The organism is Streptomyces sp. NPDC055400 (assembly GCF_053644375.1).
The window spans coordinates 172,468-198,666 of sequence record NZ_JBSHLM010000014.1; the positions used below are offsets into that span (position 1 = coordinate 172,468).

Annotated in this window: 28 protein-coding genes; 16 read left to right on the plus strand and 12 right to left on the minus strand. The window is 71.3% G+C overall.

Features of this window, described 5'->3' with window-relative positions; genetic code table 11:
- The first annotated feature begins 37 nt into the window (after positions 1-37).
- On the plus strand, positions 38-787 hold the full coding sequence (locus tag ACWIGU_RS32355) for an LOG family protein (RefSeq protein WP_356276947.1): 750 nt from the start codon (positions 38-40) through the stop codon (positions 785-787).
- An 18-nt stretch (positions 788-805) separates the two neighbouring features.
- Here ACWIGU_RS32355 and folP read toward each other — a convergent pair whose 3' ends face one another.
- Positions 806-1,666, minus strand: a complete 861-nt coding sequence (gene folP, locus ACWIGU_RS32360) for a dihydropteroate synthase (protein ID WP_454405220.1) — start codon at positions 1,664-1,666, stop codon at positions 806-808.
- 150 nt (positions 1,667-1,816) lie between these two features.
- On the opposite strand from folP, the gene ACWIGU_RS32365 reads away from it, so the two are divergent.
- Together ACWIGU_RS32365 and ACWIGU_RS32370 are read left to right on the plus strand one after the other, a co-directional pair.
- Positions 1,817-2,176, plus strand: coding sequence for a DivIVA domain-containing protein (locus ACWIGU_RS32365; protein ID WP_454405221.1), 360 nt, complete (start codon positions 1,817-1,819; stop codon positions 2,174-2,176).
- Entirely contained in the window at positions 2,173-2,766 is a 594-nt protein-coding gene (locus ACWIGU_RS32370) for a DNA-3-methyladenine glycosylase I (RefSeq protein WP_454405222.1), read from the plus strand. Before ACWIGU_RS32365 ends, ACWIGU_RS32370 begins: the two co-directional genes overlap by 4 nt.
- Before the next feature lie 38 nt (positions 2,767-2,804).
- Here the strand turns inward: ACWIGU_RS32370 and chcB are convergent, their stop codons facing one another.
- Positions 2,805-3,608, minus strand: coding sequence for a 2-cyclohexenylcarbonyl CoA isomerase (gene chcB / locus ACWIGU_RS32375; protein WP_454405223.1), 804 nt, complete (start codon positions 3,606-3,608; stop codon positions 2,805-2,807).
- A gap of 311 nt (positions 3,609-3,919) precedes the next feature.
- Here chcB and ACWIGU_RS32380 point away from each other — a divergent pair, with 311 nt between their 5' ends.
- Complete coding sequence (locus ACWIGU_RS32380; RefSeq protein ID WP_003966491.1) at positions 3,920-4,087, plus strand: DUF3117 domain-containing protein; 168 nt, start codon at positions 3,920-3,922, stop codon at positions 4,085-4,087.
- Between the two features lie 115 nt (positions 4,088-4,202).
- On the opposite strand, the gene ACWIGU_RS32385 is transcribed toward ACWIGU_RS32380, so the two are convergent.
- On the minus strand, positions 4,203-4,901 hold the full coding sequence (locus tag ACWIGU_RS32385) for an O-methyltransferase (protein ID WP_454405328.1): 699 nt from the start codon (positions 4,899-4,901) through the stop codon (positions 4,203-4,205).
- 156 nt (positions 4,902-5,057) lie between these two features.
- Between ACWIGU_RS32385 and sigE the strand changes: the two genes are divergently transcribed.
- The 5 genes from sigE to ACWIGU_RS32410 all read left to right on the plus strand — a co-directional run bounded on the left by sigE (position 5,058) and on the right by ACWIGU_RS32410 (position 10,551).
- Positions 5,058-5,831 carry an RNA polymerase sigma factor SigE gene (gene sigE, locus ACWIGU_RS32390; protein WP_356276933.1) on the plus strand — a complete coding sequence of 258 codons (774 nt, stop codon included), beginning with the start codon at positions 5,058-5,060 and terminating at the stop codon, positions 5,829-5,831.
- Complete coding sequence (locus tag ACWIGU_RS32395) at positions 5,828-6,814, plus strand: zf-HC2 domain-containing protein (RefSeq protein ID WP_454405224.1); 987 nt, start codon at positions 5,828-5,830, stop codon at positions 6,812-6,814. Before sigE ends, ACWIGU_RS32395 begins: the two co-directional genes overlap by 4 nt.
- A gap of 169 nt (positions 6,815-6,983) precedes the next feature.
- Entirely contained in the window at positions 6,984-8,945 is a 1,962-nt protein-coding gene (locus ACWIGU_RS32400) for a trypsin-like peptidase domain-containing protein (protein ID WP_454405225.1), read from the plus strand.
- A gap of 273 nt (positions 8,946-9,218) precedes the next feature.
- Positions 9,219-9,671: a sec-independent translocase gene (locus ACWIGU_RS32405; protein ID WP_454405226.1), complete on the plus strand. Its 453-nt coding sequence runs from the start codon at positions 9,219-9,221 to the stop codon at positions 9,669-9,671.
- Positions 9,672-9,882: 211 nt separating this feature from the next.
- Entirely contained in the window at positions 9,883-10,551 is a 669-nt protein-coding gene (locus tag ACWIGU_RS32410; protein ID WP_454405227.1) for a hypothetical protein, read from the plus strand.
- A 66-nt stretch (positions 10,552-10,617) separates the two neighbouring features.
- Here ACWIGU_RS32410 and ACWIGU_RS32415 read toward each other — a convergent pair whose 3' ends face one another.
- Genes ACWIGU_RS32415 through ACWIGU_RS32425 form a run of 3 tightly spaced genes read right to left on the minus strand, consistent with a single transcriptional unit; the run spans position 10,618 to position 13,643 of the window.
- On the minus strand, positions 10,618-11,751 hold the full coding sequence (locus ACWIGU_RS32415; RefSeq protein ID WP_454405229.1) for an Mrp/NBP35 family ATP-binding protein: 1,134 nt from the start codon (positions 11,749-11,751) through the stop codon (positions 10,618-10,620).
- A gap of 43 nt (positions 11,752-11,794) precedes the next feature.
- A complete protein-coding gene (locus ACWIGU_RS32420) occupies positions 11,795-12,370 on the minus strand; it encodes a DUF1003 domain-containing protein (RefSeq protein ID WP_454405230.1) in 576 nt (191 codons plus the stop codon).
- The gene (locus ACWIGU_RS32425; protein WP_356276912.1) at positions 12,357-13,643 is read right to left on the minus strand and encodes a magnesium transporter MgtE N-terminal domain-containing protein; all 1,287 of its coding nucleotides are present in this window, start codon (positions 13,641-13,643) and stop codon (positions 12,357-12,359) included. Before ACWIGU_RS32425 ends, ACWIGU_RS32420 begins: the two co-directional genes overlap by 14 nt.
- Before the next feature lie 177 nt (positions 13,644-13,820).
- Here ACWIGU_RS32425 and ACWIGU_RS32430 point away from each other — a divergent pair, with 177 nt between their 5' ends.
- Entirely contained in the window at positions 13,821-14,570 is a 750-nt protein-coding gene (locus ACWIGU_RS32430) for a hypothetical protein (RefSeq protein WP_454405231.1), read from the plus strand.
- A 19-nt stretch (positions 14,571-14,589) separates the two neighbouring features.
- On the opposite strand, the gene ACWIGU_RS32435 is transcribed toward ACWIGU_RS32430, so the two are convergent.
- Both ACWIGU_RS32435 and ACWIGU_RS32440 read right to left on the minus strand, forming a co-directional pair.
- The gene (locus ACWIGU_RS32435) at positions 14,590-15,090 is read right to left on the minus strand and encodes a hypothetical protein (RefSeq protein ID WP_454405329.1); all 501 of its coding nucleotides are present in this window, start codon (positions 15,088-15,090) and stop codon (positions 14,590-14,592) included.
- Positions 15,091-15,182: 92 nt separating this feature from the next.
- Positions 15,183-16,298: a magnesium and cobalt transport protein CorA gene (locus ACWIGU_RS32440; protein ID WP_454405232.1), complete on the minus strand. Its 1,116-nt coding sequence runs from the start codon at positions 16,296-16,298 to the stop codon at positions 15,183-15,185.
- A 462-nt stretch (positions 16,299-16,760) separates the two neighbouring features.
- Here ACWIGU_RS32440 and ACWIGU_RS32445 point away from each other — a divergent pair, with 462 nt between their 5' ends.
- From ACWIGU_RS32445 to ACWIGU_RS32460, 4 genes are all read left to right on the plus strand, one after another.
- Complete coding sequence (locus ACWIGU_RS32445; protein ID WP_454405234.1) at positions 16,761-17,357, plus strand: suppressor of fused domain protein; 597 nt, start codon at positions 16,761-16,763, stop codon at positions 17,355-17,357.
- 192 nt (positions 17,358-17,549) lie between these two features.
- The gene (locus ACWIGU_RS32450) at positions 17,550-18,188 is read left to right on the plus strand and encodes a DUF6758 family protein (protein ID WP_454405235.1); all 639 of its coding nucleotides are present in this window, start codon (positions 17,550-17,552) and stop codon (positions 18,186-18,188) included.
- Positions 18,189-18,283: 95 nt separating this feature from the next.
- Positions 18,284-19,147, plus strand: a complete 864-nt coding sequence (locus tag ACWIGU_RS32455) for a PHP domain-containing protein (protein WP_454405236.1) — start codon at positions 18,284-18,286, stop codon at positions 19,145-19,147.
- A gap of 123 nt (positions 19,148-19,270) precedes the next feature.
- Positions 19,271-19,876, plus strand: a complete 606-nt coding sequence (locus tag ACWIGU_RS32460) for a MarC family protein (protein ID WP_356277151.1) — start codon at positions 19,271-19,273, stop codon at positions 19,874-19,876.
- A gap of 124 nt (positions 19,877-20,000) precedes the next feature.
- On the opposite strand, the gene ACWIGU_RS32465 is transcribed toward ACWIGU_RS32460, so the two are convergent.
- Positions 20,001-20,153, minus strand: coding sequence for a hypothetical protein (locus ACWIGU_RS32465; protein ID WP_165914635.1), 153 nt, complete (start codon positions 20,151-20,153; stop codon positions 20,001-20,003).
- Positions 20,154-20,415: 262 nt separating this feature from the next.
- On the opposite strand from ACWIGU_RS32465, the gene ACWIGU_RS32470 reads away from it, so the two are divergent.
- Positions 20,416-21,315 carry an NYN domain-containing protein gene (locus ACWIGU_RS32470; RefSeq protein WP_454405237.1) on the plus strand — a complete coding sequence of 300 codons (900 nt, stop codon included), beginning with the start codon at positions 20,416-20,418 and terminating at the stop codon, positions 21,313-21,315.
- A gap of 15 nt (positions 21,316-21,330) precedes the next feature.
- Here the strand turns inward: ACWIGU_RS32470 and ACWIGU_RS32475 are convergent, their stop codons facing one another.
- Positions 21,331-22,209 (minus strand): alpha/beta fold hydrolase, encoded by an 879-nt coding sequence (locus tag ACWIGU_RS32475; protein ID WP_454405239.1) that lies wholly within the window; start codon positions 22,207-22,209, stop codon positions 21,331-21,333.
- A gap of 138 nt (positions 22,210-22,347) precedes the next feature.
- A complete protein-coding gene (locus tag ACWIGU_RS32480; RefSeq protein WP_454405241.1) occupies positions 22,348-24,480 on the minus strand; it encodes a DEAD/DEAH box helicase in 2,133 nt (710 codons plus the stop codon).
- Positions 24,481-25,000: 520 nt separating this feature from the next.
- Between ACWIGU_RS32480 and ACWIGU_RS32485 the strand changes: the two genes are divergently transcribed.
- Positions 25,001-25,735 carry a ferritin-like fold-containing protein gene (locus tag ACWIGU_RS32485; RefSeq protein WP_356276887.1) on the plus strand — a complete coding sequence of 245 codons (735 nt, stop codon included), beginning with the start codon at positions 25,001-25,003 and terminating at the stop codon, positions 25,733-25,735.
- A gap of 28 nt (positions 25,736-25,763) precedes the next feature.
- On the opposite strand, the gene ACWIGU_RS32490 is transcribed toward ACWIGU_RS32485, so the two are convergent.
- Entirely contained in the window at positions 25,764-26,030 is a 267-nt protein-coding gene (locus ACWIGU_RS32490; protein ID WP_329570573.1) for a hypothetical protein, read from the minus strand.
- Between the last annotated feature and the right edge of the window lie 169 nt (positions 26,031-26,199).

Below are 26,199 nucleotides of genomic sequence, written 5' to 3' on the forward strand. Positions count from 1 at the left end.
TACCCTTGCTGCACGTACGCAGTGGAGGGAGCAGCGAATGAGCAACCCCGAGGGCAGGAAGCGCCCCAAGGAGCAGCGGCTCGGCCCGGTGATCCGTCGCCGCGACCAGGTCCAGCCGGGCACCACCGACCAGCGCCTCCTCGATTCCGAAGGTCCCTCCGAGTGGGTGCACACCGACCCCTGGCGGGTCCTGCGCATCCAGTCGGAGTTCATCGAGGGTTTCGGTACGCTCGCCGAACTCCCGCCCGCCATCAGCGTGTTCGGTTCGGCCCGTACGCAGCCGGACTCGGCGGAGTACGCGGCCGGAGTCGCCATCGGCAAGGCGCTCGTCGAGGCCGGGTTCGCGGTCATCACGGGCGGCGGGCCCGGCGCGATGCAGGCCGCGAACCAGGGCGCCGTCGAGGCCAAGGGCATCTCCGTGGGCCTCGGCATCGAGCTGCCCTTCGAACAGGGCCTCAACCAGTACGTCGACCTCGGCCTGAACTTCCGCTACTTCTTCGTCAGAAAGACGATGTTCGTGAAGTACGCGCAGGGCTTCGTGGTCCTGCCGGGCGGCCTCGGCACCCTGGACGAGCTGTTCGAGGCGCTCACCCTCGTCCAGACCACGAAGGTCACGCGCTTCCCGATCGTCCTGTTCGGTACGCAGTACTGGAGCGGCCTGGTCGACTGGCTGAAGAACACCGTCATCGCCCAGGGCAAGGCCTCTGAGGCCGACCTGCTCCTGTTCCACGTCACGGACGACGTGGAAGAGGCGATCTCCCTCGTGACCAAGGAAGTCGGCAAGTAAGGCCCTGAGAACAGGCGCCTACGCGAGCCCTCGGCGGGCGACCGCCGGGGGCCGGTGGCCGGCGATGGCGGCGACCATGTCGAGCACCTGCCTGGTCTCGGCCACCTCATGGACCCGGTACACCTGCGCGCCCAGCCACGCCGACACCGCCGTCGTCGCCAGCGTCCCGATCACCCGCTCCTTGACCGGCCTGTCGAGCGTCTCGCCGACGAAGTCCTTGTTCGACAGGGACACCAGGACCGGCCAGCCCGTCTCCACCATCTCGCCCAGCCTGCGCGTGGCCTCCAGGCTGTGCCGGGTGTTCTTGCCGAAGTCGTGCCCCGGGTCGATGAGCACGGACTCGCGCGGCACCCCCAGCGCGACGGCCCGCTCGGCGAGCCCCACGGTCACATCCAGGATGTCCGCCATCACGTCGTCGTACGTGACACGGTGCGGGCGCGTACGCGGCTCGGCGCCGCCCGCGTGCGTGCAGACCAGGCCCTTCCCGTAACGCGCCGCGACCTGAGCCAGCCTGGGGTCGACGCCGCCCCACGCGTCGTTCAGGACATCGGCACCGGCCTCGCAGACCGCCTCGCCCACGTCGTGCCGCCAGGTGTCGACGCTGATGACGACGTCCGGGAAGCGGCGGCGCACCTCGGCCACGAAGCCGACCGTGCGGCGGGCCTCCTCCTTGGCGCTGACCTCGTCCCCGGGGCCCGCCTTGACCCCGCCGATGTCGATGATCGCGGCGCCCTCCGCCACGGCCTGTTCGACCCGGGTGAGAGCGGGCTCGTCGTGGAACGTCGAACCCTGGTCGTAGAACGAGTCAGGGGTCCGGTTCACGATCGCCATGATCACCGGCTCGTGTGCGCCGAACTCGCGCGGGCCAAGCCTGAGCATCCCCTGTGACTCTCCTTGCGGCTGCTGTGAAACCTGTCGACCGGTCGCCTGCGACCTTAACTGTCACACCCTCATGGCACGATCGGACCCTGACAGTTTCCGGACCGGGATCGGGACCGGATCCGGGCTTCGAGCCAGGGGACAGCGAAGATGGTCATGTTCTTGTTTCTGGTCGTCGCGCTCGTCGTGGTCGTCGGCGCGGTGACGCTCGCCGTGCTCGGCGGCGGCGAGGGCGGGGCGCTCCCGGAGGCGCCGCCCGAGCACTTCACCGACCCGCTGCCCCACGACCGGCCCGTCGGCCGCGCCGACGTGGAGGCCCTGCGCCTGCCCGTCGCGCTGCGCGGCTACCGCATGGCGGAGGTGGACGACGCCCTCGGGCGGCTCGGCGCCGAGCTCGCCGAGCGGGACCAGCGGATCTCCGACCTCGAGACCGCCCTGTCGGGCGCGCGGGCCCAGATGCGGCCCCAGGGACCCGGTTTCGGCCGGCACCCCGGAGAGGGCCACCAGTGAGCGACGAGAGCGCCGGCGGCGCCGTACCGGGCCCGGACGGGGCGCTGCGCTGCCCGTGGGGCCTGTCCACCGAGGACTACGTGAAGTATCACGACGAGGAGTGGGGCCGCCCCGTCCACGGCGACGACGCGCTGTTCGAGCGGGTCTCCCTGGAGGCGTTCCAGTCCGGCCTGTCCTGGATCACGATCCTGCGCCGCCGCGAGGGTTTCCGCGCCGCGTTCGCCGGGTTCAAGATCTCCGACGTGGCCGCGTTCACGGACACCGACCGCGAGCGGCTCCTCGGCGACGAGGGCATCATCCGCAACCGCGCCAAGATCGACGCGACGCTGGCCAACGCGCGCGTGCTCGCAGACTGGCCCGAGGGCGAGCTCGACACCCTCATCTGGTCGCACGCCCCGGACCCGGCCGCCCGCCCGGCGCCGCGCGTCATCGCAGACGTACCCGCGATCACGGACGAGTCGACGGCCCTGTCCAAGGCGCTCAAGAAGCGCGGCCTGCGCTTCGTCGGCCCGACGACGGCGTACGCGCTGATGCAGGCCTGCGGCCTGGTCAACGACCACCTGGTGGACTGCATGGCCCGCAAGCGCTGAGGACGGACGTCACACACGCCACGGGCCACGCACGCGCCCTACCGGCCCAGGTACTTGGGCTTCTCCTTGGCGATGAACGCCTGCACGGCGATGGTGTGGTCCTCCGACGCGCCCGCCCTCGACTGGAGTTCGTCCTCCTTGTCGAGCGACTCGTCCAGGGTGTGACCCGCCGCGAAAGCGAGGGACTCCTTCAGCGCCGCGTACGCCAGCGTCGGACCCCCGGCCAGCGAACGCGCCAGCTTCCGCGCCTCCTCGGCCAGTTCGGCCGCGGGCACGACCCGGTTCGCGATCCCGAGCTCGTACGCCTCCTGCGCCTTCACCGAGCGCGGGAACAGCAGCAGGTCGGCGGCGCGCCCGGGGCCCACGACGCGCGGCAGCGTCCAGGACACCCCCGAGTCCGCGGTCAGGGCGACGCCCGCGAAGGACGTGTTGAAGGCGGCCGTGTCCGAGACGATCCGGTAGTCGGCGGCGAGCGCGAAGCCGAAACCGGCCCCCGCGGCCACGCCGTTGACCGCGGCCACGACGGGCTTCGGCATCTGCGTCAGGGCCCGCAGGATCGGGTTGTAGTGCTCGCGCACGGTGTTCATGGTGCGGCCCGTGCCCGCCTCGCGGTCGGCCATCAGGGAGCCCACGTGCTCCTTCAGGTCCTGGCCCACACAGAACGCCCGGTCGCCCGCGGCGGTGAGCAGCACGGCCCGTACCGCACCGTCCGCCGCGGCCGCCTGCGCCGCGTCCCGGAAGGCGACCTTGGACTCGGTGTTCATCGCGTTCATCGCCTCGGGGCGGTTGAGCGTGATGGTCGCGAGTCCGTCGCTCACCTCGTAGAGAACGCTGTCGGCCATGGAACCCTCCAACTGGTGCGGCTCGGTCGTCGTCAGTGCTCAGCATGACGGAGATCACGGTCTGCGGCGGAGCCCGGGCATGTGACCTGCGTCAAAGAAATATGTCTCCGCGGAGTCGTGAAGGAGGCGCAGTATCGCAGTCACATCGCCGAATTGAGTGGTTTTGCTCAAGCGCGTTGTGCAAGCGATGCAGACCGAAGTTGGTCATCGGGTCCTGCGATGCGGGATAATGGCCAAGAAGCAATGTGTTCGATGCCGGTGACACCTGGGTTGTCGGCTGCGATGAGCTGGTTTCAGGAAGGGGAACGAGCATGGCGGCCATGAAGCCGCGGACGGGCGACGGCCCGCTCGAGGTGACCAAGGAGGGGCGGGGCATCGTCATGCGCGTTCCGCTCGAAGGCGGCGGTCGGCTTGTCGTCGAGCTGACTCCGGACGAGGCCGATGCACTCGGCGATGCCCTCAAGAAGGTCGTCGGCTAACGCGGAAGCGACCATACCTGTCGACTGCCCCGGTACCGCAAGCGGTGCCGGGGCAGTCGTGTATCCGCAGGTCAGAGCATATATAGAAGATCATTTACGAGGCTGGGGCGCGGCGTCAGCGCTTGACGGCGCAGAGCAGCCCGTCGCCGACCGGGAGCAGCGAAGGCACCAGATCCTGCGCCTCGCGCACCGCCCGCAGCAGCTCCCGCATCCGCAGGACCTCCACCGGCTGGGGACCGGAATCGACCGTCCGGCCGTCGGCGAAGACGCCCTCGAAACAGACGAGCCCGCCGGGACGCAGCAGGCGCAACGATTCAGCGAGGTAGTCGAGGCACTCGGTGCGGTCGCCGTCGCAGAAGACGAGGTCGTAACCGCTGTCAGCGAGCCGCGGCAGCACGTCGAGGGCCCGTCCGGGGATGAAACGCGCCCGATTGCTCGCGAATCCGGCGGCGCGGAACGCCTCCCGGGCGAACTGCTGCCGCTCAGGCTCCGGATCCACCGTGGTCAGGACGCCGTCGGGCCGCATGCCGTGCAGCAGATGGATTCCGGACACCCCCGTCCCCGTGCCGATCTCGGCCACCGCCTTGGCGCCCACGGTGGCAGCGAGCATCCGTAGCGCGGCGCCCGCGCCGGGGGACACCGGGCGGCTGCCGGCCTCACGGGCCCGGTCCCGGGCCCAGCGCAGCGCGTCGTCCTCGGCGACAAAGGCGTCGGCGAACGCCCAGCTCGTCTGCCGGTTGCCGGTAATGGCCCTCTCCTGTCCCCGTGGTTGCCTGCGCGTGACTGTATCCGTTGGTGGCGGGAACTCGCAGATGGGACCGGGCGTTTAAGAGGACAGGAGAGAACGGCGTGGGAAAGAGCGCGGGGGTGGCCGGTGGACCGACAGACCAAACAGCGCAGGCGAAGCGCCCGGCGCCCTCAGGCAAATCTCAGTAAAAACGCTTATCCGGAGCTAACGGGCGAGGTGGCTATGGTAGGGGCTCCACTGGACACCACCAGAGCCGATAGGGGAGGTGCGGCTGCGCCTGTGGATCGGGGAGGAGCGCTGCGGCGCTTTCTCAGGTCGGCGGGTGAGCTGAAATCCGTGACCAACACCGCTGACCGTTCCAACGCCGCCCGTCCCGCGCAGACCGCGACCTTTGCTGATGATGCGGAATCGCAGGCGTGGACTCCCCCGACCTGGGAGGAGATCGTCAGCACGCACAGCGGCCGGGTCTACCGCCTCGCCTACCGTCTGACGGGTAACCAGCACGACGCCGAGGACCTCACGCAGGAAGTCTTCGTCCGCGTCTTCCGCTCGCTGTCGACATACACGCCCGGCACCTTCGAGGGCTGGCTGCACCGCATCACCACGAACCTCTTCCTGGACATGGTGCGCCGCAAGCAGCGCATCCGCTTCGACGCCCTCGGGGACGACGCGGCCGAGCGCCTGCCGAGCCGCGAGCCGTCGCCGCAGCAGGTCTTCCACGACACGCACTTCGACGCGGACGTCCAGCAGGCGCTGGACACCCTCGCGCCCGAATTCCGTGCGGCCGTCGTCCTGTGCGACATCGAGGGCCTCTCGTACGAGGAGATCGCCGCGACCCTGGGCGTCAAGCTCGGCACGGTCCGCAGCCGGATCCACCGCGGCCGCTCGCAGCTGCGCAAGGCCCTGCAGCACCGCTCGCCCGAGGCACGCGCCGAGCGCCGCTCGCTCGCGGCCACGGGTGTTCCCGCGCTTGGAGGAGGGGGCACGACCGCGTGAGTGGATCACGTCCGGACCCCGCCGAGCGGCAGCTCTCCGAGCAGCACCTCGGAGACCGGCTCGCCGCCCTTGTCGATGGCGAGCTGGGCCATGACGCCCGCGAGCGGGGACTCGCCCATCTGGCCACCTGTCCGAAGTGCAAGGCCGAGGCCGACGCACAGCGGCGACTGAAGAGCGTCTTCGCCGAGGCGGCACCGCCGCCCCCCACCGAGAGTTTCCTGGCCCGCCTCCAGGGGCTCCCCGGGGGAGGTGACGACTCACAACACGGCGACGGCACCCCGTTCGGCGGGGGAGGACTCGGCGGCAGAGGGTTCGGGAACGGAGTCTTCGGAGTAGACCCCGACCCCTTCGGCTACGCCCCGACCGGCCGCCACAACGCACTGCTCGCCAGCGCCCCCGCCGCGGAGCGCGGCTTCCGCATCCATGAGGTCGGCCGCGGTGACGCCGACCGCGCGGCCTCCCGCGGGCGCCGCTTCGCGTTCGCCGCCGCGGGTGCCGTGTCGCTCGCCGCGATCGCGCTCGGCGGCGTCTCCACCGGCGTGCCCGCCGACCGGGGCGGTGACGTCCGGGGCGGCGGTTCGGGCAGCAACGCGACGCCACTGCGCACCCAGAGCGCCGGCGTCGCCACGGCGGCCGAATCACAGCGCCGCCGGAACATGTCGTCGATGCTCGGACAGCGAGCGGGCGGCGCGCTGAACACACCGGTCGCCGCCACGGAGTCGGGCGCACCCCTGCTGTCCGGCATGGCCACGCAGCCGGGCGCGCAGAGCGCCGTCTACCCGCTCGCGGCCTCGCTCCTCAGCGGGACCCAGACGCTGTCTCCGCTGATACGTCCCGCCGCATCCGTCCCCGCGGTGCCCCTGTCCGGCGTCGGCACCGCTTTCGAAAGCCCCGGGCCGGGCCCGGAGTCCAGCTCCGGGTCCAGCCTCGAGGCGGCCCGCGCGGCGTCGCCTTCCGGCACGCCCACGGCCTCCGCCCGCTGACCCTGCCCTCTGCGCGCCGGTCCGCGAACCTGGTTGAATCCATGGTGAGCGGCCGCGCCCGCCGGGCGATCCCGGAGCGCGGCGCCGACAGGCGGTCCGACTGGGGCGATCGCCGTGTGGCTGCCCGCGGGTCGTTGCCGCGGGCCAGGTGTGGGGAGAGCGGCGGAAGATGGACGAGGGGAAGCCCACAAAGGCGAAGTGGTGGAGCCGCCCCCGGCCCAACGGGAGTGCTCCGCGCGATGACGGGGACTTCGAGCTGGCCCAGCCGGCGGCGATGCCCGCGGCGGGCTCGGGGGATCTTGGGGCCGAGGCCGAGGCCCGGCCGGGAGCCGGTACCGCGGATGTGCTCGTCGGGAGCGGTGAAGCTTCGGGTGACGGGGCGTCGGTTGCGGGCACTGGTGCCGGTACAGGTGAGGGTTCCGGTGACAGCGGTGCCGTTGGCGATGTGCCGGCCGCTGAAGATCCCAGTGATCCCAGTGATCCCATTCCGGTTGCTGATGCAGTGGTGGCCGAGGAATCTGACGGGGTGCCCAGTGAACCGGTAACGGTTGATCAGGGTGCCGTGCCGCAGGCGCGGCCGCGTCCGCTGCATGCGCCGGATCCCTACGGCACGCCGCCCTACGGTGAGCCCGGGCCCTGGGCGCCCGCGCCGCCGGTGCAGCACCCGGCCGCCGCCACGCCCGCGCAGGGCACGCCCATGCCGTCCCCTGCCCACGGCACGCCCGTGCCGCCGGAGCACGGCACACCGCCGCCGTACGCCGGCGGACCGATACCCCACGCCGCCCCGTACGCCCCGCACCCTGCCGCGGCCGCTCAGCCCGGCCCGCACCCGGCGGATCACGCAGCGGTACCGGTCGAACAGCAGGCGCACCATGGGGCCCCGCCGCTCGCGGGTGGCCCGGAAGGGCCCGGTACGGTCCCCGGCGGACCCGGGATCAACCCGCCCCCGCCCGGAGGGCCCTGGCAGCGGTACGACCCCTGGAATGCGCCCGCTCCGAGGGACGGGCGGCGGCGGGGGACCAAGCGGGGGCGGCGGCTGCTGGTCGTCTGGACCGCCGTGGTCGCGCTCGTCGCGGGCGGGATCGGTGGTCTCGTCGGCACGTATCTGGAGCGCGACGGCTCGTCCGCCGATGTGGAACTGCCGCAGGCCGACGCCGAGTCCGCGAAGCGCGACCCCGGCAGCATCGCCGGGATCGCGGCCCGCGCCCTGCCGGGCGTCGTCACGATCCACGTCAGCGGTGCCGACGCCCAGGGCACCGGCACCGGCTTCGTCCTCGACGCCCAGGGGCACATCCTCACCAACAACCATGTCGTCGAACCGGCCGGCAGCAGCGGTGACATATCGGTCACCTTCAGCGGAGGCGAGACCGCCAAGGCCGAGGTGATCGGCCACGACTCCGGCTACGACCTCGCCGTCGTCAAGGTCACCGGCGTGCGCGGGCTCAAGCCCCTCGCCCTCGGCAACTCGGAGAACGTCCAGGTCGGCGACCCCGTCGTGGCCATAGGCGCCCCCTTCGACCTGGCCAACACGGTGACCTCCGGGATCATCAGCGCCAAGGAGCGGCCCATCACGGCCGGCGGCGAGAAGGGCGACGGCAGCGACATCAGCTACGTCGACGCGCTGCAGACCGACGCACCCATCAACCCGGGCAACTCGGGCGGCCCGCTGGTCGATTCGCGGGGCCGCGTCATCGGCATCAACAGCGCCATCCGCTCCGCCGACAGCGGCTCGGACCTGGAGGGCGGCCAGTCCGGCTCGATCGGCCTCGGCTTCGCCATCCCCATCAACCAGGGCAAGCGCGTCGCCGAGGAGCTGATCAACACGGGCCGCGCGACCCACCCTGTGATCGGTGTCACGCTCGACATGGACTACTCGGGTGACGGAGCCCGTGTCGCCACGAAGGGCAACAACGGCGGCTCGCCGGTGAATCCGGGCGGCCCCGGTGCCAAGGCCGGGATCAAGGGCAGCGACGTCGTCACCGCGGTGGACGGGGCGCCTGTCCACTCCGCCCAGGAACTCATCGTCAAGATCCGTTCCCACCGGCCCGAGGACCGCCTTGCCCTGACCGTGGAACGCGACGGCAAGGAGCGCGAGGTGACCCTCGTCCTCGGCTCCGCGGACGGCAGCTGACGGGCAACTGACGGCGCTCGGCAGGCGCTCCGCCATGGCCCCGTCCCGGCCCTCCGGCGAGGCCGGGCCGGGCTCAAGGCCGAGGCCCGTCCCGGGCCTCGTCGGGGCCATGGTGGAGCGCCGGCCGCAAGCGCTTGTGCGACGGCTGAGCCCAGACGTAGCCCAGTGGCTACCGGACGGACAGCAACGCCGGGTACCGTGGACCCGGTCCGGAACCCGGAAGACCTGCCACGGAGACCTGCTGCGGGCCTGAGGACACGCTAGGAGCGCAAGGTGTTCAACGACATAGGCCCACTCGAGCTGCTGACGCTCGTCGTTCTTGCCGTGCTCGTCTTCGGCCCGGACAAGCTGCCGAAGGTCATTCAGGACGTGACGCGCACGATCCGTAAGATCCGCGAGTTCTCGGACAGCGCCAAGCGGGACATCCGTGAGGAACTGGGGCCGGAGTTCAAGGACTTCGAGTTCGAGGACCTCAACCCGAAGACGTTCATCCGCAAGCAGCTGGACAACGACGAGCTCGGGCTGAAAGAGATCCGTAACGGCTTCGACCTGAAGAAGGAGATGGCCGAGGTCACGGAGGCCGTGCAGAGCGCGGACGAGTCCTCGTCCGGCTCCGGGTCCGCCGCCGCGTCGTCCGGTGCGGCTCCCGCCAAGATCGACATGCAGAAGAGGCCGGAGAAGCCGGCGGCGGACGACCACCCGCCGTACGACGCCGACGCGACCTGACGCCTGCGTAACCCGACGGCTTCGCGACGCGCCGCCCAGCGGCCATGCGACCCGCCCGGACGCCCCGGCGACCCGCCCCGCGTACCTGCCGGAACCCGGGGTGCCCTGCCCGGGTGTGGCATCCTGCCTTGTTGTTGCGCGGATCGGCGGCGAGGACGCCCGAGGGGGGTGGGCCGCCGCGGTCCGACTGAGCGAGGAGGCGGCCGGGTACATGGAGACGACGAGTCGGGTAGGCGCGCAGGCGCCCGCGGCGGAAGGGGCCCCCGAGGTCCTGACGGCCCGGCGCACGGTCGACGGCTACCTGCTGGCGCCCTTCCCGTGGTACGGCCTCGACGAGGCGTTCACGGGACCGCGGTGGCTGATGCAGGTCGGCACCTCGGCGGAGGGAGCCGTCGAGCACGGTGCCATCGGACACGGCGACGAGCCCACCGTGCGGAGCGAAGGACCGGGGGGAAAGGACGCCAAGGAGCGGTTCGCGGTCGTGGTGACCGTGGCCGCCAGCCCCGTGCGGCGCAGCGCCGACGGTACGGGTGTCCTTGAGGCGACCTCGGTCTCCTCGGCGGCCTGGCTCGCGGGAGTCGGCCTGCTCAACGTCACGTGGCCGGGGCAGGTGGACCACACCCTGCGCGACGACTGGCTGGACCAGCAGACCGAGACGGCGTGGACCCTCGCAGACGACCTCAAGAGCGCGGACTGGACGACGCTGTCCCTGCCGGTGGACGGCGTCCCGATGCCGTTCCACTACCGGGAGTCGGAGTTCGGCTGGGTCCTCGCCGGGTCGACGCAGGAGGGCGTGCACCTGGGGGCGTACGGGCGCGGCATGAGCGCGTACGGCCTCGGATTCTCGATGATCAAGGACATCGGCGCCTACGAGGCGTAGGGGCTCCGAGCACGCCGATGGGGCACGGTCGCGATGACCGTGCCCCATCGGCTCAAGCCCAGCGGGTCAGAACTTGTTGCGCGGGGTGATTCCCAGCGACATGCCCGACAGGCCGCGCGCGCGGCCGCCCAGCTTGCCGGCGATGGCACGCAGGGCCGAGCCCGCGGGGGAGTCGGGGTCGGTGAGGACCACCGGCTTGCCCTCGTCGCCGCCCTCGCGCAGCCGGACGTCGATCGGGATGGAGCCGAGCACCGGGACGTTCGCCCCCGTCGTCCGCGTGAGGCCCTCGGCGACGCGCTCGCCGCCGCCCGTGCCGAACACGTCGACCATCTCGTCGCAGTGCGGGCACGGCAGGCCCGCCATGTTCTCGACGACGCCGACGATCTTCTGGTGGGTCTGGACCGCGATGGAGCCGGCGCGCTCGGCGACCTCGGCCGCCGCCTGCTGGGGCGTCGTGACGACGAGGATCTCCGCGTTCGGGACGAGCTGCGCGACGGAGATCGCGATGTCGCCCGTGCCCGGCGGCAGGTCGAGGAGAAGGACGTCCAGGTCGCCCCAGAAGACGTCCGCGAGGAACTGCTGGAGCGCGCGGTGCAGCATCGGGCCGCGCCACACGACCGGCGCGTTGCCCGGCGTGAACATGCCGATCGAGATGACCTTCACACCGTTCGCCGACGGCGGCATGATCATGTTCTCGACCTGGGTGGGACGGCCCTCGGCGCCCAGCATGCGCGGCACGCTGTGGCCGTAGATGTCGGCGTCCACGACGCCGACCTTCAGGCCGTCGGCGGCCATCGCGGCCGCGAGGTTCACCGTCACCGAGGACTTGCCGACGCCGCCCTTGCCGGACGCCACCGCGTACACACGGGTCAGCGAGCCGGGCTTGGCGAAGGGCACCTCACGCTCGGCCGTGCCGCCGCGCAGCGCGGCGGCGAGCTCCTTGCGCTGCTCGTCGCCCATCACGTCCAGCGTGACGTCGACGCGCGTGACGCCCTCGACGGCCGCGACCGCGTCGGTCACGTTCTTCGTGATGGTCTCGCGCATGGGACAGCCGGAGACGGTGAGGTACACGGTGACCGCGACCGCGCCATCCACGCCGATCTCCACAGATTTGACCATCCCCAGCTCGGTGATGGGTCGCTGGATCTCGGGGTCGTTCACCGTCGCCAGTGCTTCGCGCACCGCGTCTTCCGTAGCCATACGCCGATAGTACGGCGCGGTAACCCGTGTCCGGAAAGCCCTGTCAGCGGTCGTCTACGTCACGTCGGTGACCTGCGTCGGCCGCGGAGCCGGTCGGGAAGGTGACGCGGTGGTCCTCCAGCTCCTTGAGCAGGTCCTGGAGTTCGGAGCGGATCCAGTCGCGGGTGGCGACCTCGCCGAGGCCCATGCGCAGGGCGGCGACCTCGCGGCTGAGGTACTCGGTGTCGGCGATGGACCGCTCGTTCTGCTTGCGGTCCTGTTCGAGGTTGACCTTGTCGCGGTCGTCCTGCCGGTTCTGCGCGAGCAGGATGAGCGGAGCGGCGTACGAGGCCTGGAGCGAGAGCATCAGGGTCAGGAAGATGAACGGGTACTGGTCGAAGCGCAGACTGCCCGGCGCCGAGACGTTCCACACGACCCACGCGATGATGATCACCGTCATCCAGACGATGAACCGGCCCGTCCCCAGGAAGCGCGCGATCCGCTCCGAGAGGCGTCCGAAGGCCTCCGGGTCGTAGTCGGGCAGCAGTTTGCGGCGCGGGGGGCGCGGCAGGTCGAGCCGGAAGCGCGGCGCCCGCGCGGCCTCGGGGCGGCCGTCCCGCTCGCGCTCAGCCGGCGCCATGGTCCACCTCCGCGTCGGCCAGGTGGAACTCCTGCTCGCGCCAGTCCTCCGGCAGCATGTGGTCGAGGACGTCGTCCACGGTGACCGCGCCGAGCAGCGAGCCGCTCTCGTCGACGACGGGCGCCGCCACCATGTCGTACGTCGCGAAGAACCCGGCGACGACCGGGAGCTCGGCGGACGGCGCGAGGGCCTGGAGATCCTCGTCGAGCATCGAGGACACCAGCGTGTACGGGGGATCGCGCAGCAGCCGCTGGAAGTGCACCGTGCCGAGGTACTTGCCGGTGGGTGTCTCGTCGGGCGGCCGGCACACGTACACCTGCGCGGCCAGCGCGGGGGAGAGGTCGGGGTTGCGGACCCGGGCCAGCGCGTCGGCGACGGTCGCGTCGGGCCGCAGCACGATCGGCTCGGTCGTCATCAGACCGCCCGCGGTGTTGTCCTCGTACGCCATCAGCCGCCGCACGTCGGCCGCGTCCGAGGGCTGCATCAGCGCGAGCAGGCGTTCCTTGTCGTCCTCCGGCAGCTCACCGAGCAGGTCGGCGGCGTCGTCCGGGTCCATCTCCTCCAGGACGTCGGCGGCGCGCTCCTCCTTGAGCTTGCCGAGGATCTCGATCTGGTCGTCCTCGGGCAGCTCCTCCAGGACGTCCGCGAGCCGCTCGTTCGAGAGGGCCGACGCGACCTCGGCGCGGCGCTTGGGGGAGAGGTGGTGCAGGACGTTGGCCAGGTCGGCCGGGCGCAGCTGCTCGAACGTGGCGAGGAGGTTCTCGGCGCCCTGCCCGTGCTCCTCCAGCGAGAACCCGTCGACGGCCGACCACTCGACGGTGAGCGTCTCGCCCTTGGCACGGCGGAACGCGCCGCCGCCCTTGCCCTTCCGTACGAAGACCCGGTCGATCTCCCAGTCCCTGCGCGCCGGCAACTGCTGGACGGAGACGTCAAGGACCGTCACCTCCTCACCGGACTCGACGAGCCGCACCCGCCGGTCGAGCATCTCGCCGAGGACGAGCCGCTCGGTGGGCCGCTGCTCGAAGCGCCGCACGTTCAGTACGCCGGTGGTGATGACCTGGCCGGACTCGATGCCGGTCACGCGGGTCATCGGCAGGAAGATGCGGCGCCGCGTGGAGAGCTCCACGACCAGCCCGAGCAGCCGGGGCGGGCGGCGGCCGACGCGCAGCATGGCGACGAGATCGCGGACGCGCCCCACCATGTCGCCGTTGGGGTCGAAGACGGCGATGCCGGAGAGATGCGAGACGAAGATCCGGGGGGCGCCTGCCGCCATGCGCCGCGCCTCCTTTACATCCGCATTTTTCCTGAAGGTGTGCTTCAGGCTAGCCCGTCCCGGTCCCGTGCGCCTTTGCGCTGCGTCCGGACGGACTGGCTCCGTTCACCGCAGGTGACACGGGTACGCTGCCGTTCTGCCGCCGAGCAAGACGTCGTACGAGAGGTAGCGCGAGCCGTGACCGTACTTCCCCTGGCCCGCCGTTCCCAAGGGATTCTTCTGGTGGGAGTGATGTGCCTCGGGCTCGCGGCGTGCAGCGGCGAGGATCCGGACGCGGGCACGAACGGCGTCGCCAAACTGACCGCCCCGAAGATCCAGGGCCGCACCGTCAAGGCCGCGCAGGGTGCCGGGGCCGTGCGTCTGTCCGGCACGGTCGTCAGCAGCGGACACTCGTACAAGATCGACATGCGGCTCAAGGACGAGGGCGGCACGGGATCCGTCACGACGGGCGGCCGGACCTTCCAGCTGCTGCGGGTCAAGGAGCATCTCTTCCTCAAGGCCGACGCGGACTTCTGGACGCACCAGGACAGCAAGGGTTCGGGCAGCACGGCGCACGGGGACACGGCCGCCGCGGACAAGCTCGACGGCAAGTACGTCAAGGTCCCGCAGGGCGACCCGGCCTACAAACGTCTGAGCGGCTTCACCGTCAAGGGCGCGCTCCTGGACGGCCTGCTCACGCTCCACGGCAAGGTGGAGAAGGGCGACCGGGGCTCGTCGGACGGCGTACGCACGGTCGAACTCACCGGCGACAAGGGCGCGGGCGGCACGCTCGACGTCTCCCTCGAGGGCACCCCGTACCCGCTGCGCCTGGAGCGGGCGGGCGGCGCCGGCACGCTCCAACTCAGCGACTGGGGCAAGGACTTCACGCTCAGCGAGCCGGGCAAGGGCGAGATGGTGGACTACGGGGCCCAGCTCCCGACGTCCTGACGCCCCCTCGAAAGGGCCCTTACTTCCCGCGCCGCTTGCGGCGGAGCAGGAGGTGGGGGAGCGCCGCGGGGGCCTCGCGGCGGGTGGTCGCCGTGGTGGCGAGCGGCGCGGCGGCCGACGCGTCGGACGACGGCGGGACCGTGGACCCCGTCGGCTCCAGGCGGAGCACCCGGCACTCGCGTGCCCAGCGCTCCGGCATCGCCTCGCCGTCCGGCGCGTTCAGGCGCTTGCCCTTCAGCTCGGCGACAGCCGCCTCCCAGCCCTCGGAGTGCGGGGCGAGCTCGACGACGGCGGCCGTCCAGCCCACGAGGCGCCCGCCCTTGTCCTTGCTGCGCACGGTGACGACCGCCGCCCCGCCGTCGGTGAGGCCGGCCAGCGGCTGCTCGCCGGGCCCGTCGCCGACCAGGTTCGCCGCGCCCTCGTGCCACACGTGCCACAGGGCACGCTCGGGGCCGGAGGCACCCCGCACCCAGATGAGGCCGGACTTCTTGGTGGCCTCCTCGACGAGGGACTGGTCCATCAACAGAGGTGCCGCGGAGCGGCTCGTTGAGGGGTGGCGCTCGGGAGAGGGGCTGGCCTGGTCTGTCATGGGCGCAAGCGTAGCCGGGGCGTTCAGAGCCACCCGTTCCGCTTCAGGATGCGATGGATCGCGTAACAGGCGCCGACCGTGACACCGAGGACGAGCGGGTAGCCGAACCGCCAGTGGAGCTCCGGCATGTGCTCGAAGTTCATCCCGTAGACGCCACAGACCATCGTCGGTACGGCGATGATCGCCGCCCAGGACGTGATCTTGCGCATGTCCTCGTTCTGCGCGACGGACGCCTGCGCGAGGTTGGCCTGGAGGATGGAGTTGAGCAGCTCGTCGAAGCCGACGACCTGCTCCTGCACGCGCGCGAGGTGGTCGGCGACGTCACGGAAGTACTTCTGGATGTCCGGGTCGACGAGCCGCATCGGCCGCTCACTCAGCAGCTGCATGGGCCGCTGGAGCGGTGCCACCGCCCGCTTGAACTCCAGGACTTCGCGCTTGAGCTGGTAGATCCGCCCGGCGTCGGTGCCGCGCGGAGCGCCCTTGCCCGTCTGCGAGAAGACGTCCGTCTCGACCTCGTCGATGTCGTCCTGCATCGCGTCGGCGACGGCGAGATAGCCGTCGACGACGTGATCCGCGATGGCGTGCAGGACGGCGGACGGACCCTTGGCGAGCAGTTCGGGGTCGTCCTGGAGCCGGTGCCGCAGTGCCCGCAGCGAGCCCTGGCCGCCGTGCCGGACGGTGATGAAGAAGTCCCGCCCGGTGAAGCACATCACCTCGCCGGTCTCCACGACCTCGCTGGTCGCGGTGAGTTCGGCGTGCTCGACGTAGTGGATGGTCTTGAAGACGGTGAACAGGGTGTCGTCGTAGCGCTCCAGCTTGGGGCGCTGGTGGGCGTGGACGGCGTCCTCGACGGCGAGCGGGTGGAGCCCGAACTCGGCCGCGATACCGGCGAATTCGGACTCGGTCGGCTCGTGCAGCCCGATCCAGGCGAAGCCGCCCTCGCGGCGCGCCTTGCTGATCGCGCCGCCGGGCGTCAGGCAGTCGTTGTCGTGGACACGGGCGCCGTCGCGGTAGACGGCGCAGTCGACGACGGCCGTGGACGTCGACGGGTCGCGGGTGGTGTCGTACGGGGCTGACGTGCTGCCGGTCTCGCGGGGCGCGGGGCGGACAGCGGCACGCAGGTCACGGATCATCGACATGGGCAGGCTCCTTCGCGGGCGGGAGCCGCCGGTGGCCATACGGGTCGGCGCTAACCGGAATGAGGACGTCCTGACTGCGGATCCTGTGTGCACGTCCACAAAGCGGGGAGCACCGCGACCGGCGCGGTGGCGGCTTCGCTACTGATTCAGATCAGGCGGAAACGAAGTGCTCTTCCGTGGTGCGCAGACAGACTGGAGCGTGCGCGGAAAGCCGGGAAAATGCGGCTCAGTGGCCGGAAGAGCGGGTGGTACTGCACGGTCGACTTCGGTCCATTGCAGCCCCACCTCCTCCAGCCGGTCCCCCGTGAGGGACGACGTCTCATCCCTCGCAGGGGACGCATAGTGGCCAGGGGCTTGAAAGCAACGCTTGGCGTGCTGCCCCTGCCAGCGGCCAAGACTATCAGCCGACTGAAGAAGCGAGCCCACCCTCTACCCATGGGATACGAGTTCTATGCTCGCGACATGGGAGATGTTCTTGCTCTGGTCGAGGCCCGACTCCGTACGGCCCTCGGTGAACCGGACGCGCGCGCCGCGGTCACGTTTCTCGGCACCGACCGCATCGAGGTGCTGCGCTTCACGGACGCGGCGGACACCGGCCTCGTGCGCTACGCCACGCTCGGCATGTCGGCCGCCCCCATGGCCGACCCGACGTCCGCGCTCGCCGACCCGCTCAAGGGCCCGCGCGCGGAACTCGTGCTGTCGGTGCGCACCGGCCGCGCCGACACCGACAAGGTGCTGCGCCGGCTCGCCGTACTCGCCGCGTCGCCACAGGTCGAGGGTGTCGTCGTGGCCGCGGGCGCCTCGCTCGACGTGGGCGAACCCCTGTGGCCCGGCGCCCCGTTCACGTCGGTGCTCGTCGCGGAGTCCGGGGGCCTCGTGGAGGACCTGGAACTGGACGATCCGCTGGATCCCGTACGGTTCCTGCCGCTGCTGCCGATGACGCAGAACGAGGCGGCGTGGAAGCGGGTGCACGGCGCTGCCGCCCTCGAGGAGAAGTGGCTGAACAGCGGAACGGACCTGCGCGATCCGCTGCGCAAGTCCGTGCCGCTCGATCAGTGACCAGCGCGCGAAGTGCGCACGGAGAGCATGGGCGTACACGCGCCATCACACGCCATCACACGCGATGAATTAGCCCAGCTAACTACTGCTGGCTGCATCTAATTCTTCCGGGGGCGGGGTGCTGTGAGGTCCCGCCCCCGGAAGGGTGATCGTCCTTGACGGAGCGGGAGACGGGGAGGACCGTTGGGCCTTATGAGGGGCGAACCCAGTTGCCCGAAGTGTGGTGGCCGGGTCAGGGCTCCCGGCCTCTTCTCCGACTCCTGGCAGTGCGACGTGCACGGGGCGGTGCATCCGCTGCAGCCTGTGATCCCGCCCAGCGTCGAGGCGCTCAGCGTCGTCGTGCACCGCACCCAGGTGCCGGTGTGGATGCCCTGGCCGCTGCCCGTCGGGTGGCTGTTCACCGGAGTGGCCAGCGCGGGTGACGACCGCACGGGCGGCAAGGCGACCGCGGTGGCGTGCTCGGGTCCCGGACCGCTCGGCGGCGTGGGGGAGATGCTGCTCGTCGCGGAAGAACTCGGCGTCGGCCTCGGCGCCCGGTACGCGGGCATCGACGGCCCCGACCCCGGCCCGTACATGAACGTCGAGAAGCCGCCCCAGGTCAAGGTCCTGGCCGCCGGACGCCCGACCCCGATGTGGCACGTCGCCGGCACCCCCGACGACCGCGCGGTCTTCGCCGGTGAGGCGCGCGGCCTGTGGGTGTGGGCGATCGTGTGGCCCGAGCAGACCGGGCTCCTGATGTACGACGAACTGGTCCTGACCGACCTGCGCGACGTGGGCGCCGAGGTCGACCTGGTGCCCTGCGGCGCGCTGTCGCCACGCATCCTCACGTAAGGGGTCATACCGGGGGACGACGGTGACGGGAGCGCTCCGGATCCCCGTTATCCTTGAGCGTCCCCTTCCGTCCGTTCAGAGCCTGGAGTACGCGCGTGCGCATCGATCTGCACACCCACTCCACCGCCTCCGACGGCACGGACACGCCGGCCGAGCTGGTCCGCAACGCGGCCGCCGCCGGTCTGGACGTCGTCGCGCTCACCGACCACGACACGAGCCGCGGGTACGCGGAGGCCGTCGCCGCGCTGCCGGCCGGACTCACGTTCGTCACCGGCGCCGAACTCTCCTGCCGCCTCGACGGCGTGGGCCTGCACATGCTGGCCTACCTTTTCGACCCCGACGAGCCCCGGCTGCTGCGCGAGCGCGAGCTCGTACGCGACGACCGGGTGCCGCGCGCGCAGGGCATGGTCGCCAAGCTCCAGGACCTCGGCGTGCCCGTGACCTGGGAACAGGTCGCCCGCATCGCCGGCGACGGGTCCGTCGGCCGCCCGCACGTCGCGGAGGCCCTCGTCGAACTCGGCGTCGTCGGATCCGTCTCCGACGCCTTCACGCCCGACTGGCTCGCCGACGGCGGACGCGCGTACGTCGGCAAACACGAGCTCGACCCCTTCGACGCGATCCGCCTGGTCAAGGCCGCCGGCGGCGTCACCGTCTTCGCGCACCCGGCAGCCGTCAAGCGCGGGCAGGTCGTGCCCGAGTCGGCGATAGCGGACCTGGCCGCGGCCGGACTCGACGGCATCGAGACCGACCACATGGACCACGAACCGGCCACGCGGGCCCGGCTGCGCGGCCTCGCCGCCGACCTCGGCCTCCTGGCCACGGGCTCCTCCGACTACCACGGCAGCCGGAAGACGTGCGTACTCGGCGAGTTCACCACCGACCCCGAGGTGTACGGGGAGATCACGCGCCGGGCGACCGGGGCGTTCCCCGTGCCGGGGGCGGGCGGAACCACCGCGTAACCCGCGCCCTGCCGCGATCCGGCGGGCCGCTCCCCTCATGCCCCGGTGCGGGCTCACGCACCGCACCCCCACGCACAACGCGTCCCGGCTGATCCCGTGGACCCCACTCGCAAGGCCACACCCGTGTTCGATGTCGCTGTTTTCGGATCCCTTTTTCTCACGCTGTTCGTGATTATGGACCCCCCTGGGATCACCCCGATCTTCCTCGCGCTCACCGCGGGCCGGCCCGCCAAGGTGCAGAAGCGGATGGCCTTCCAGGCCGTCTGTGTCGCCTTCGGCGTCATCGCGGTGTTCGGGCTCCTGGGCCACCAGATCCTCGACTACCTGCATGTCTCCGTCCCCGCGCTCATGATCGCGGGCGGGCTGCTGCTGCTTCTCATCGCGCTCGACCTGCTCACCGGCAAGACCGACGAACCGAAGCAGACCAAGGACGTGAATGTCGCGCTCGTGCCGCTCGGCATGCCGCTGCTCGCGGGCCCCGGCGCGATCGTGTCCGTCATCCTCGCCGTGCAGAAGGCGGACAGCGCCGCGACGCAGGTGTCGGTGTGGACGGCGATCGTCGCCATCCACGTCGTCCTGTGGCTCGTGATGCGCTACTCGCTGCTGATCATCCGCGTCATCAAGGACGGCGGCGTGGTCCTGGTGACGCGCCTCGCGGGCATGATGCTCTCCGCGATCGCCGTCCAGCAGATCATCAACGGCGTGACCCAGGTGATCCAGGGCTCCTGACCCCGAGCCCTCTGACGCCGAGCCTCCGCCCCGCGCACGCAGAAGAGCCCCCGTACGGATCTCGTACGGGGGCTCTGAAGCGTCTTATTCGATTACGTACGGTGTATCAGGAGTCGTCGTCTTGTTACGAGGCCGGCGACTCGGCCGGGCGGATGTAGAGGCGCTGCCCTATGGCGGCCGCCTGCTGAACGATCCGGTTGACGGAGGCGGCGTCCACGACGGTGCTGTCCACGGCGGTTCCGTCGACATCGTCGAGTCGCATGATTTCGAAGCGCATACCCGCTTCTCCCTTCGTCTGGTCATCCTCCTGGAGGAGAACTACTGGTACGGGGCAAAGTCTTGCCCCGTAGAACGGCCAGGCGGTTGCCTGACCGTTAAGAGTGGATTGCGTGGCTTCAGTGCCCCGCGTTCTGTAGGGATCAACGGGTTGCCCTCAGCAAACATTCCCTACGCTAAGGAAATTTTTCGCGAGTCTAATTACCCGCGGGTAGCGGGACCGGTTGTGTTCGCAGCGTGACGGCCGGGACAATGGGCCGCATATGAACGACGACCTGACGGCCATCCGCGCGGAACTCGACCGTACGAACGAGCTGCTCAAGCGCATGCTCGCCGAAGTCGCCAAGACCCCGTCCACCCACGCGATCTTCGTGGACGCCGGATACCTCTACGCCGCCGCCGGCCGCCTCGTCACCGGGACCGAGGACCGCAGAGCCTTCGACCTGGACGCCGAAGGGATCGTCGATGCCCTCATCGACAAGGCCCGCACGATCTTCGCCGACAGCCGGCTGCTGCGCGTCTACTGGTACGACGGCGCCCGGCGCCGCATCCACACGAACGAGCAGCAGTCGATCGCCGAGCTGCCCGACGTGAAGGTCAGGCTCGGCAACCTCAACGCCAACAACCAGCAGAAGGGCGTCGACTCCCTGATCCGCACGGACCTGGAGTCGCTCGCCCGGCACCGCGCCATCAGCGACGCCGCGCTCATCGGCGGGGACGAGGACCTCGTCTCCGCGGTCGAGGCCGCGCAGGGTTACGGCGCACGCGTCCACCTGTGGGGCATCGAGGCGCCCGAGGGCCCCAACCAGGCGGACCCGCTCCGGTGGGAGGCCGACAGCCAGCGCACGTTCGACCTGGCGTTCTTCAAGCCGTACGTGTCCCGGCGCACTGCCACGGCGACGTACGAGAACGCGGGCACACCCCGCCCCTCGCGGGAGGACGTGCGCTTCGTCGGCGCGCAGGTCGCCGCGAAGTGGCTCGCCGCGCGCGGCAGGGAGGCACTGGTGGAGCTGCTGCCGGGGCACCCGTATCTGCCCGGGCCCGTCGACCAGGAACTGCTCGTCGAGGCGGAGGCCCTGCTGCAGTACTCGCTGCGGGGGCAGTCCGATCTGCGGCGCGCCCTGCGGGACGGCTTCTGGAGCCATCTCCAGGCGCAGTACTAGTACGGCGGCCTCCGGCTAGGCCACAGGCGGGTGCAGGTCCCAGAACTCCGCCAGGGCCGCCGCGGTCTCCTGGGGGCGGTCCGTGTTCGGGGAGTGCTCCGCGCCCGCGATGACGGTCCTGCGGGCCGAGAGGCGTATGGACATGGAGTCGAGGAGCTGCACCGGCCAGGTGTCGTCGCGCTCGCCCGACAGCACGTGCTTGGGCAGCCGGACGGCCGCCAGTTCGTCGACCAGGTCGGGCTCCGTGCACAGCTGGCGGCCGGTCGCGATGAGCTGCGCCGGGCTGTTGAGCAGCCAGCGGTGCCGCAGGGCGGCGGCGTCGTCCGCGCCCGCTCCCGGGGCGTCCGTGTCCTCCGGGGCGTCGAGCGCCTGCATCGCGTCCCACACCTGCGCCATGTCGAGCACGGCGAGCGCGTCCCGCAGCAGCTTGACGCGCTCCTGCTGCGACGGCGAGATCTGGGCCGGGCCGGAGGACATGAGGGTGAGCGAGGCGAACGGCGTCGCGTCGATCAGCACGGCGGCCCGGGCGATCTGCCCGCCGAGCGAGTGCCCCACCAGATGCAGCGGCGTCCCGTCGTCCACGACGGCCGCCTGTGCGAGCACATCGCGGGCCAACTCCCGCTGTGCGTAAGGGGATTCGTCGTCGAGTGGCCCCGTCGACTCGTACTGCCCGCGCCCGTCCACGGCGACCGTGCGGTACCCGGCGGCGGCGAGCGGTATGTGCAGGGCGATGAAGTCCTCCTTGCTGCCGGTGAACCCAGGCAGCAGGAGGGCGGTGCCGGTGTGCCCGGCGTCCCGCGGACCGGCACTGATGGCGGCGAAGTCGCCGCGCTCGGTCCGCAGAACGTGGGCGACGGCGCCGGGCGGCGGGGCGAAAACGGGAGGCCGACTCATGCGACGAGGCTAACCGCAGCGCCGCCGCGGGTCATGCGGGGACGGGCGGGGCTCTTCGCGACCTCCGTGACCGTGAACGCCGATGGCCCGGCCCCGCTTTCGCGGGTGCCGGGCCATTGGCCTGCTACGTGGTCCTGCTCAGCTCTCCGTCGGCTCCGCGGCCTTGCGGGTGCGGCGGCGGGGCTTGGCGGGCGCCTCCTCGGCGGACGCGTCGACGGTGGCCTTGGGGGCCGCGGCCTTGCGCGTGCGCTTCGGCTTCGTCTCCGTGACCTCGGCAGCCGCGTCGGCGGTCGCCTTGGGGGCGGCGGCCTTACGGGTGCGCTTGGGCTTGGCCTCCGCCGGAGCCTCGACGGCCTCGACCGTGCCGGCGACAGCCTCCGCGGTCTTGCGAGTGCGGCGGCGCGGCTTGGTCTCGGCCTCCTCGGCGACGACCGCGTCGGCGGCGGCCTTCGGGGCGGCGGCCTTGCGGGTGCGCTTCGGCTTGGCCTCGGCGACCTCCGTCGCCTCGACGGTGTCCGCCACGGCCTCGGCCTCGGGCGCCGCCTTGCGGGTGCGCTTGGGCTTGGTCTGCGCCGGAGCCTCGACCGACTCGACCGACTCGACCGACTCGACGGCCTCCGCGGCCTTGCGGGTGCGGCGACGCGGCCTCGGGACCGTCGCCTCGACGGTCTCGGCGACCTCCTCGGAGGCGGCCGCCTTGGGGACGGCGGCCTTGCGGGTGCGCTTCGGCTTGGTCTCCACGGCCTCGGGTGCCTCGACCGTGTCGGCGACGGCCTCGGCCGTCACGACGGCGGCGGTCTCGACGACGGCCTCCGGCGCGGCGCCCGAACGGGTGCGACGGCGACGACGCGGCGTACGCGGCTCCACCACCGTGGCCTCCACGGCCTCGGAGGCCGCGACCGCCTCGGCCGGAGCCGTCTTCGGCTCGTTCGCCGTCGGGGCGGCCACCGGCTCGCCGTTACGGATACGGCGACGGCGACGCGGTGTCGTACGCGCCGGACGCGGCTCGCGCTCGCGCTCCTCGACAGGAGCCGGAGCGGCCGTGCGGCCACCACGGCCGCCGCGCCCGCCACGGCCACCGGTCTCGCCGAGGTCCTCGACCTCTTCGGCGGCAAGGCCGGCCCGGGTGCGCTCGGCGCGCGGCAGTACGCCCTTCGTGCCGGCCGGGATGTTCAGCTCCTCGTACAGGTGCGGAGACGACGAGTACGTCTCGACCGGGTCGGGGAACTTCAGGTCCAGCGCCTTGTTGATCAGCTGCCAGCGCGGGATGTCGTCCCAGTCGACCAGCGTGATCGCGATGCCCTTGGCGCCCGCGCGGCCCGTACGGCCGATGCGGTGCAGGTACGTCTTCTCGTCCTCGGGGGACTGGTAGTTGATGACGTGCGTCACACCCTCGACGTCGATGCCGCGAGCGGCGACGTCGGTGCAGACGAGCACGTCCACCTTGCCGTTGCGGAACGCCCGCAGGGCCTGCTCACGCGCGCCCTGGCCGAGGTCACCGTGGACGGCGCCGGACGCGAAGCCGCGCTTGTGCAGCTGGTCGGCGATGTCCGCGGCGGTCCGCTTCGTACGGCAGAAGATCATCGCGAGCCCGCGGCCGTCGGCCTGCAGGATGCGCGCGACCATCTCCGGCTTGTCCATGTTGTGCGCGCGGTAGACGTGCTGCGAGGTGTTCGCGACCGTCGCGCCCTCGCCGTCGGGCGACGTGGCGCGGATGTGCGTCGGCTGCGACATGTAGCGACGGGCCAGGCCGATGACGGCGCCGGGCATCGTCGCGGAGAACAGCATGGTCTGGCGCTTCGCCGGAAGCATGTTGATGATCTTCTCGACGTCGGGCAGGAAGCCCAGGTCGAGCATCTCGTCGGCCTCGTCGAGGACGAGGGACTTGATGTGCTTCAGGTTGAGCTTCTTCTGGCCCGCGAGGTCGAGGAGACGGCCCGGGGTGCCGACGACGACGTCGATGCCCTTCTTGAGGGCCTCGACCTGCGGCTCGTAGGCACGGCCGCCGTATATGGCGAGGACGCGCACATTACGCACCTTGCCGGCGGTCAGCAGGTCGTTCGTGACCTGCTGGCACAGCTCACGGGTGGGGACGACGACGAGCGCCTGCGGGGCGTCGGTCAGCTGCTCGGGCTGCGCCCGGCCCGCCTCGACGTCCGCGGGCACGGTGACACGCTCGAGGAGCGGAAGCCCGAAGCCGAGTGTCTTGCCGGTGCCGGTCTTGGCCTGGCCGATGACGTCGGTGCCGGAGAGCGCTACGGGGAGCGTCATCTCCTGGATGGGGAAGGGGTTGATGATGCCGACGGCCTCGAGGGCTTCGGCGGTCTCGGGAAGGATCCCGAGCTCTCGGAACGTAGAAAGCTGCTGCGTAGTCAGGGTGTTGCCTCTTCTGTGAGACGCGGTGCGAGGCGAACGCGGGGGTCGTGACCGTGCCGATTGATCGCCGGTCGCCAGCGAGAGGCGGGCGGGCCGGGTGACGCGGGACCACTGCCGACGCTCGAGCGCTCGTGCCGCTGAGGGATTCCCTCCTCTTGCCGTACGTCGTGTGACGCACCGCCCGGAGGGCTGTCGGGTCGGAGCCGATCGGGCCACCGACCGGGCATCCTCATTCATGAAGCCCGTCGAAAACGCGTACAAACAGACACGTAAAAGTGCTGCTCGTACCCGGCGGGCTCTTTACCACCATACCCCGGAATCGCGCATGTGCGATGGCCGAATTGGTCACGTAGTCGTCGTCACAGTCATTGACCAGGGACTTCCGAGGGGCGGCCGGCGGGCTATTGTGCGCTTCATGGAGACGCCCGACACCGCCGCCGCAGCCGACGAACCCACCGGAATCGCCGCCCAGGACTGGGCGAAGGCATCCGTCGACCCCCATTACCGCGCAGCGGTCGTGGATCTGCTCGGCGCACTCGCGTACGGAGAGCTGGCCGCCTTCGAGCGGCTCGCCGAAGACGCGAAGCTGGCGCCGACGCTCGGCGACAAGGCCGAGCTCGCGAAAATGGCGTCCGCCGAATTCCACCACTTCGAGCAGCTGCGCGACCGGCTCTCGGCGATCGGCGTCGCGCCGACCGAGGCGATGGAGCCCTTCGTCGCCGCGCTCGACGGCTTCCACAAGCAGACCGCGCCGTCGGACTGGCTGGAAGGCCTGGTCAAGGCGTACGTCGGCGACTCGATCGCCAGTGACTTCTACCGCGAGGTCGCCGCACGCCTCGACTCGGACACCCGCTCCCTCGTCCTCGCCGTCCTCGACGACACCGGGCATGCCAGCTTCGCCGTGGAGAAGGTGCGGGCCGCGATCGAGGCCGAGCCGCGCGTGGGCGGGCGGCTCGCGCTGTGGGCACGACGCCTGATGGGCGAGGCGCTCTCGCAGTCGCAGCGGGTCGTCGCCGACCGGGACGCCCTGTCGACGATGCTCGTCGGCGGCGTGGCCGACGGTTTCGACCTCGCGGAGGTCGGCCGGATGTTCTCGCGGATCACCGAGGCGCACACCAAGCGGATGGCCGCGCTGGGGCTCGCGGCCTGAGGCCGCCTCACCGCCGGTCGGTCACGGCCTAGGCCGGCGCCGACCGGCGGACTGGGGCTGAGGGGCGGAGCAGCAGCGACAGGAGCGCCACGCCCACGACGACCGCTCCGACGAGGGTGGCGAGGGCGTGGCCGGAGCCGAGCGCGGTGTGGGTCAGAAATGCCCCGAAGAGCGCGCCCGCGATTCCCGTCGGCAGCACGAGCGCCCGGGGCGGGAGCCGGCGGGGCAGGCGGACCGTCGCGGCCCAGGCGAGGCCGAAGCCGAGCAGGGCGGAGCCGAGCGCTTCCAGGAGCATCGTGTGGGGTCCCTCCCGCATTGGCCGTGGTGCAAATCGGTCTTGACCGGTGTACCCCCGGGCCGCGGAATGCAATCCTCCCCGTATGGGTCCGCTGTGCTCGCGCTGTGAAGGCCGGAGCGTCGCGGACAGGGCACGGGGAAGGCCCGGTGGCTGTTGCCACCGGGCC

Excerpts from the sequence above, each read along its gene's own strand:
- ACWIGU_RS32490 (WP_329570573.1), bottom strand. The coding sequence starts at position 26,030 with ATGCTCCTGGAAGCGCTCGGCTCCGCCCTGCTCGGCTTCGGCCTCGCC.
- ACWIGU_RS32420 (WP_454405230.1), bottom strand. The coding sequence starts at position 12,370 with ATGGCGCCGGCTGAGCGCGAGCGGGACGGCCGCCCCGAGGCCGCGCGG.
- folP (WP_454405220.1), bottom strand. The coding sequence starts at position 1,666 with ATGCTCAGGCTTGGCCCGCGCGAGTTCGGCGCACACGAGCCGGTGATC.
- ACWIGU_RS32410 (WP_454405227.1), top strand. The coding sequence starts at position 9,883 with ATGGAGACGACGAGTCGGGTAGGCGCGCAGGCGCCCGCGGCGGAAGGG.
- ACWIGU_RS32435 (WP_454405329.1), bottom strand. The coding sequence starts at position 15,090 with ATGGACCAGTCCCTCGTCGAGGAGGCCACCAAGAAGTCCGGCCTCATC.
- ACWIGU_RS32415 (WP_454405229.1), bottom strand. The coding sequence starts at position 11,751 with ATGGCTACGGAAGACGCGGTGCGCGAAGCACTGGCGACGGTGAACGAC.
- ACWIGU_RS32425 (WP_356276912.1), bottom strand. The coding sequence starts at position 13,643 with ATGGCGGCAGGCGCCCCCCGGATCTTCGTCTCGCATCTCTCCGGCATC.
- ACWIGU_RS32465 (WP_165914635.1), bottom strand. The coding sequence starts at position 20,153 with ATGCGCTTCGAAATCATGCGACTCGACGATGTCGACGGAACCGCCGTG.
- ACWIGU_RS32480 (WP_454405241.1), bottom strand. The coding sequence starts at position 24,480 with ATGACGCTCCCCGTAGCGCTCTCCGGCACCGACGTCATCGGCCAGGCC.
- ACWIGU_RS32445 (WP_454405234.1), top strand. The coding sequence starts at position 16,761 with ATGGGAGATGTTCTTGCTCTGGTCGAGGCCCGACTCCGTACGGCCCTC.
- ACWIGU_RS32485 (WP_356276887.1), top strand. The coding sequence starts at position 25,001 with ATGGAGACGCCCGACACCGCCGCCGCAGCCGACGAACCCACCGGAATC.
- ACWIGU_RS32355 (WP_356276947.1), top strand. The coding sequence starts at position 38 with ATGAGCAACCCCGAGGGCAGGAAGCGCCCCAAGGAGCAGCGGCTCGGC.
- ACWIGU_RS32365 (WP_454405221.1), top strand. The coding sequence starts at position 1,817 with ATGGTCATGTTCTTGTTTCTGGTCGTCGCGCTCGTCGTGGTCGTCGGC.
- sigE (WP_356276933.1), top strand. The coding sequence starts at position 5,058 with ATGGTAGGGGCTCCACTGGACACCACCAGAGCCGATAGGGGAGGTGCG.
- ACWIGU_RS32470 (WP_454405237.1), top strand. The coding sequence starts at position 20,416 with ATGAACGACGACCTGACGGCCATCCGCGCGGAACTCGACCGTACGAAC.
- ACWIGU_RS32380 (WP_003966491.1), top strand. The coding sequence starts at position 3,920 with ATGGCGGCCATGAAGCCGCGGACGGGCGACGGCCCGCTCGAGGTGACC.
- chcB (WP_454405223.1), bottom strand. The coding sequence starts at position 3,608 with ATGGCCGACAGCGTTCTCTACGAGGTGAGCGACGGACTCGCGACCATC.
- ACWIGU_RS32440 (WP_454405232.1), bottom strand. The coding sequence starts at position 16,298 with ATGTCGATGATCCGTGACCTGCGTGCCGCTGTCCGCCCCGCGCCCCGC.
- ACWIGU_RS32475 (WP_454405239.1), bottom strand. The coding sequence starts at position 22,209 with ATGAGTCGGCCTCCCGTTTTCGCCCCGCCGCCCGGCGCCGTCGCCCAC.
- ACWIGU_RS32400 (WP_454405225.1), top strand. The coding sequence starts at position 6,984 with ATGGACGAGGGGAAGCCCACAAAGGCGAAGTGGTGGAGCCGCCCCCGG.
- ACWIGU_RS32450 (WP_454405235.1), top strand. The coding sequence starts at position 17,550 with ATGAGGGGCGAACCCAGTTGCCCGAAGTGTGGTGGCCGGGTCAGGGCT.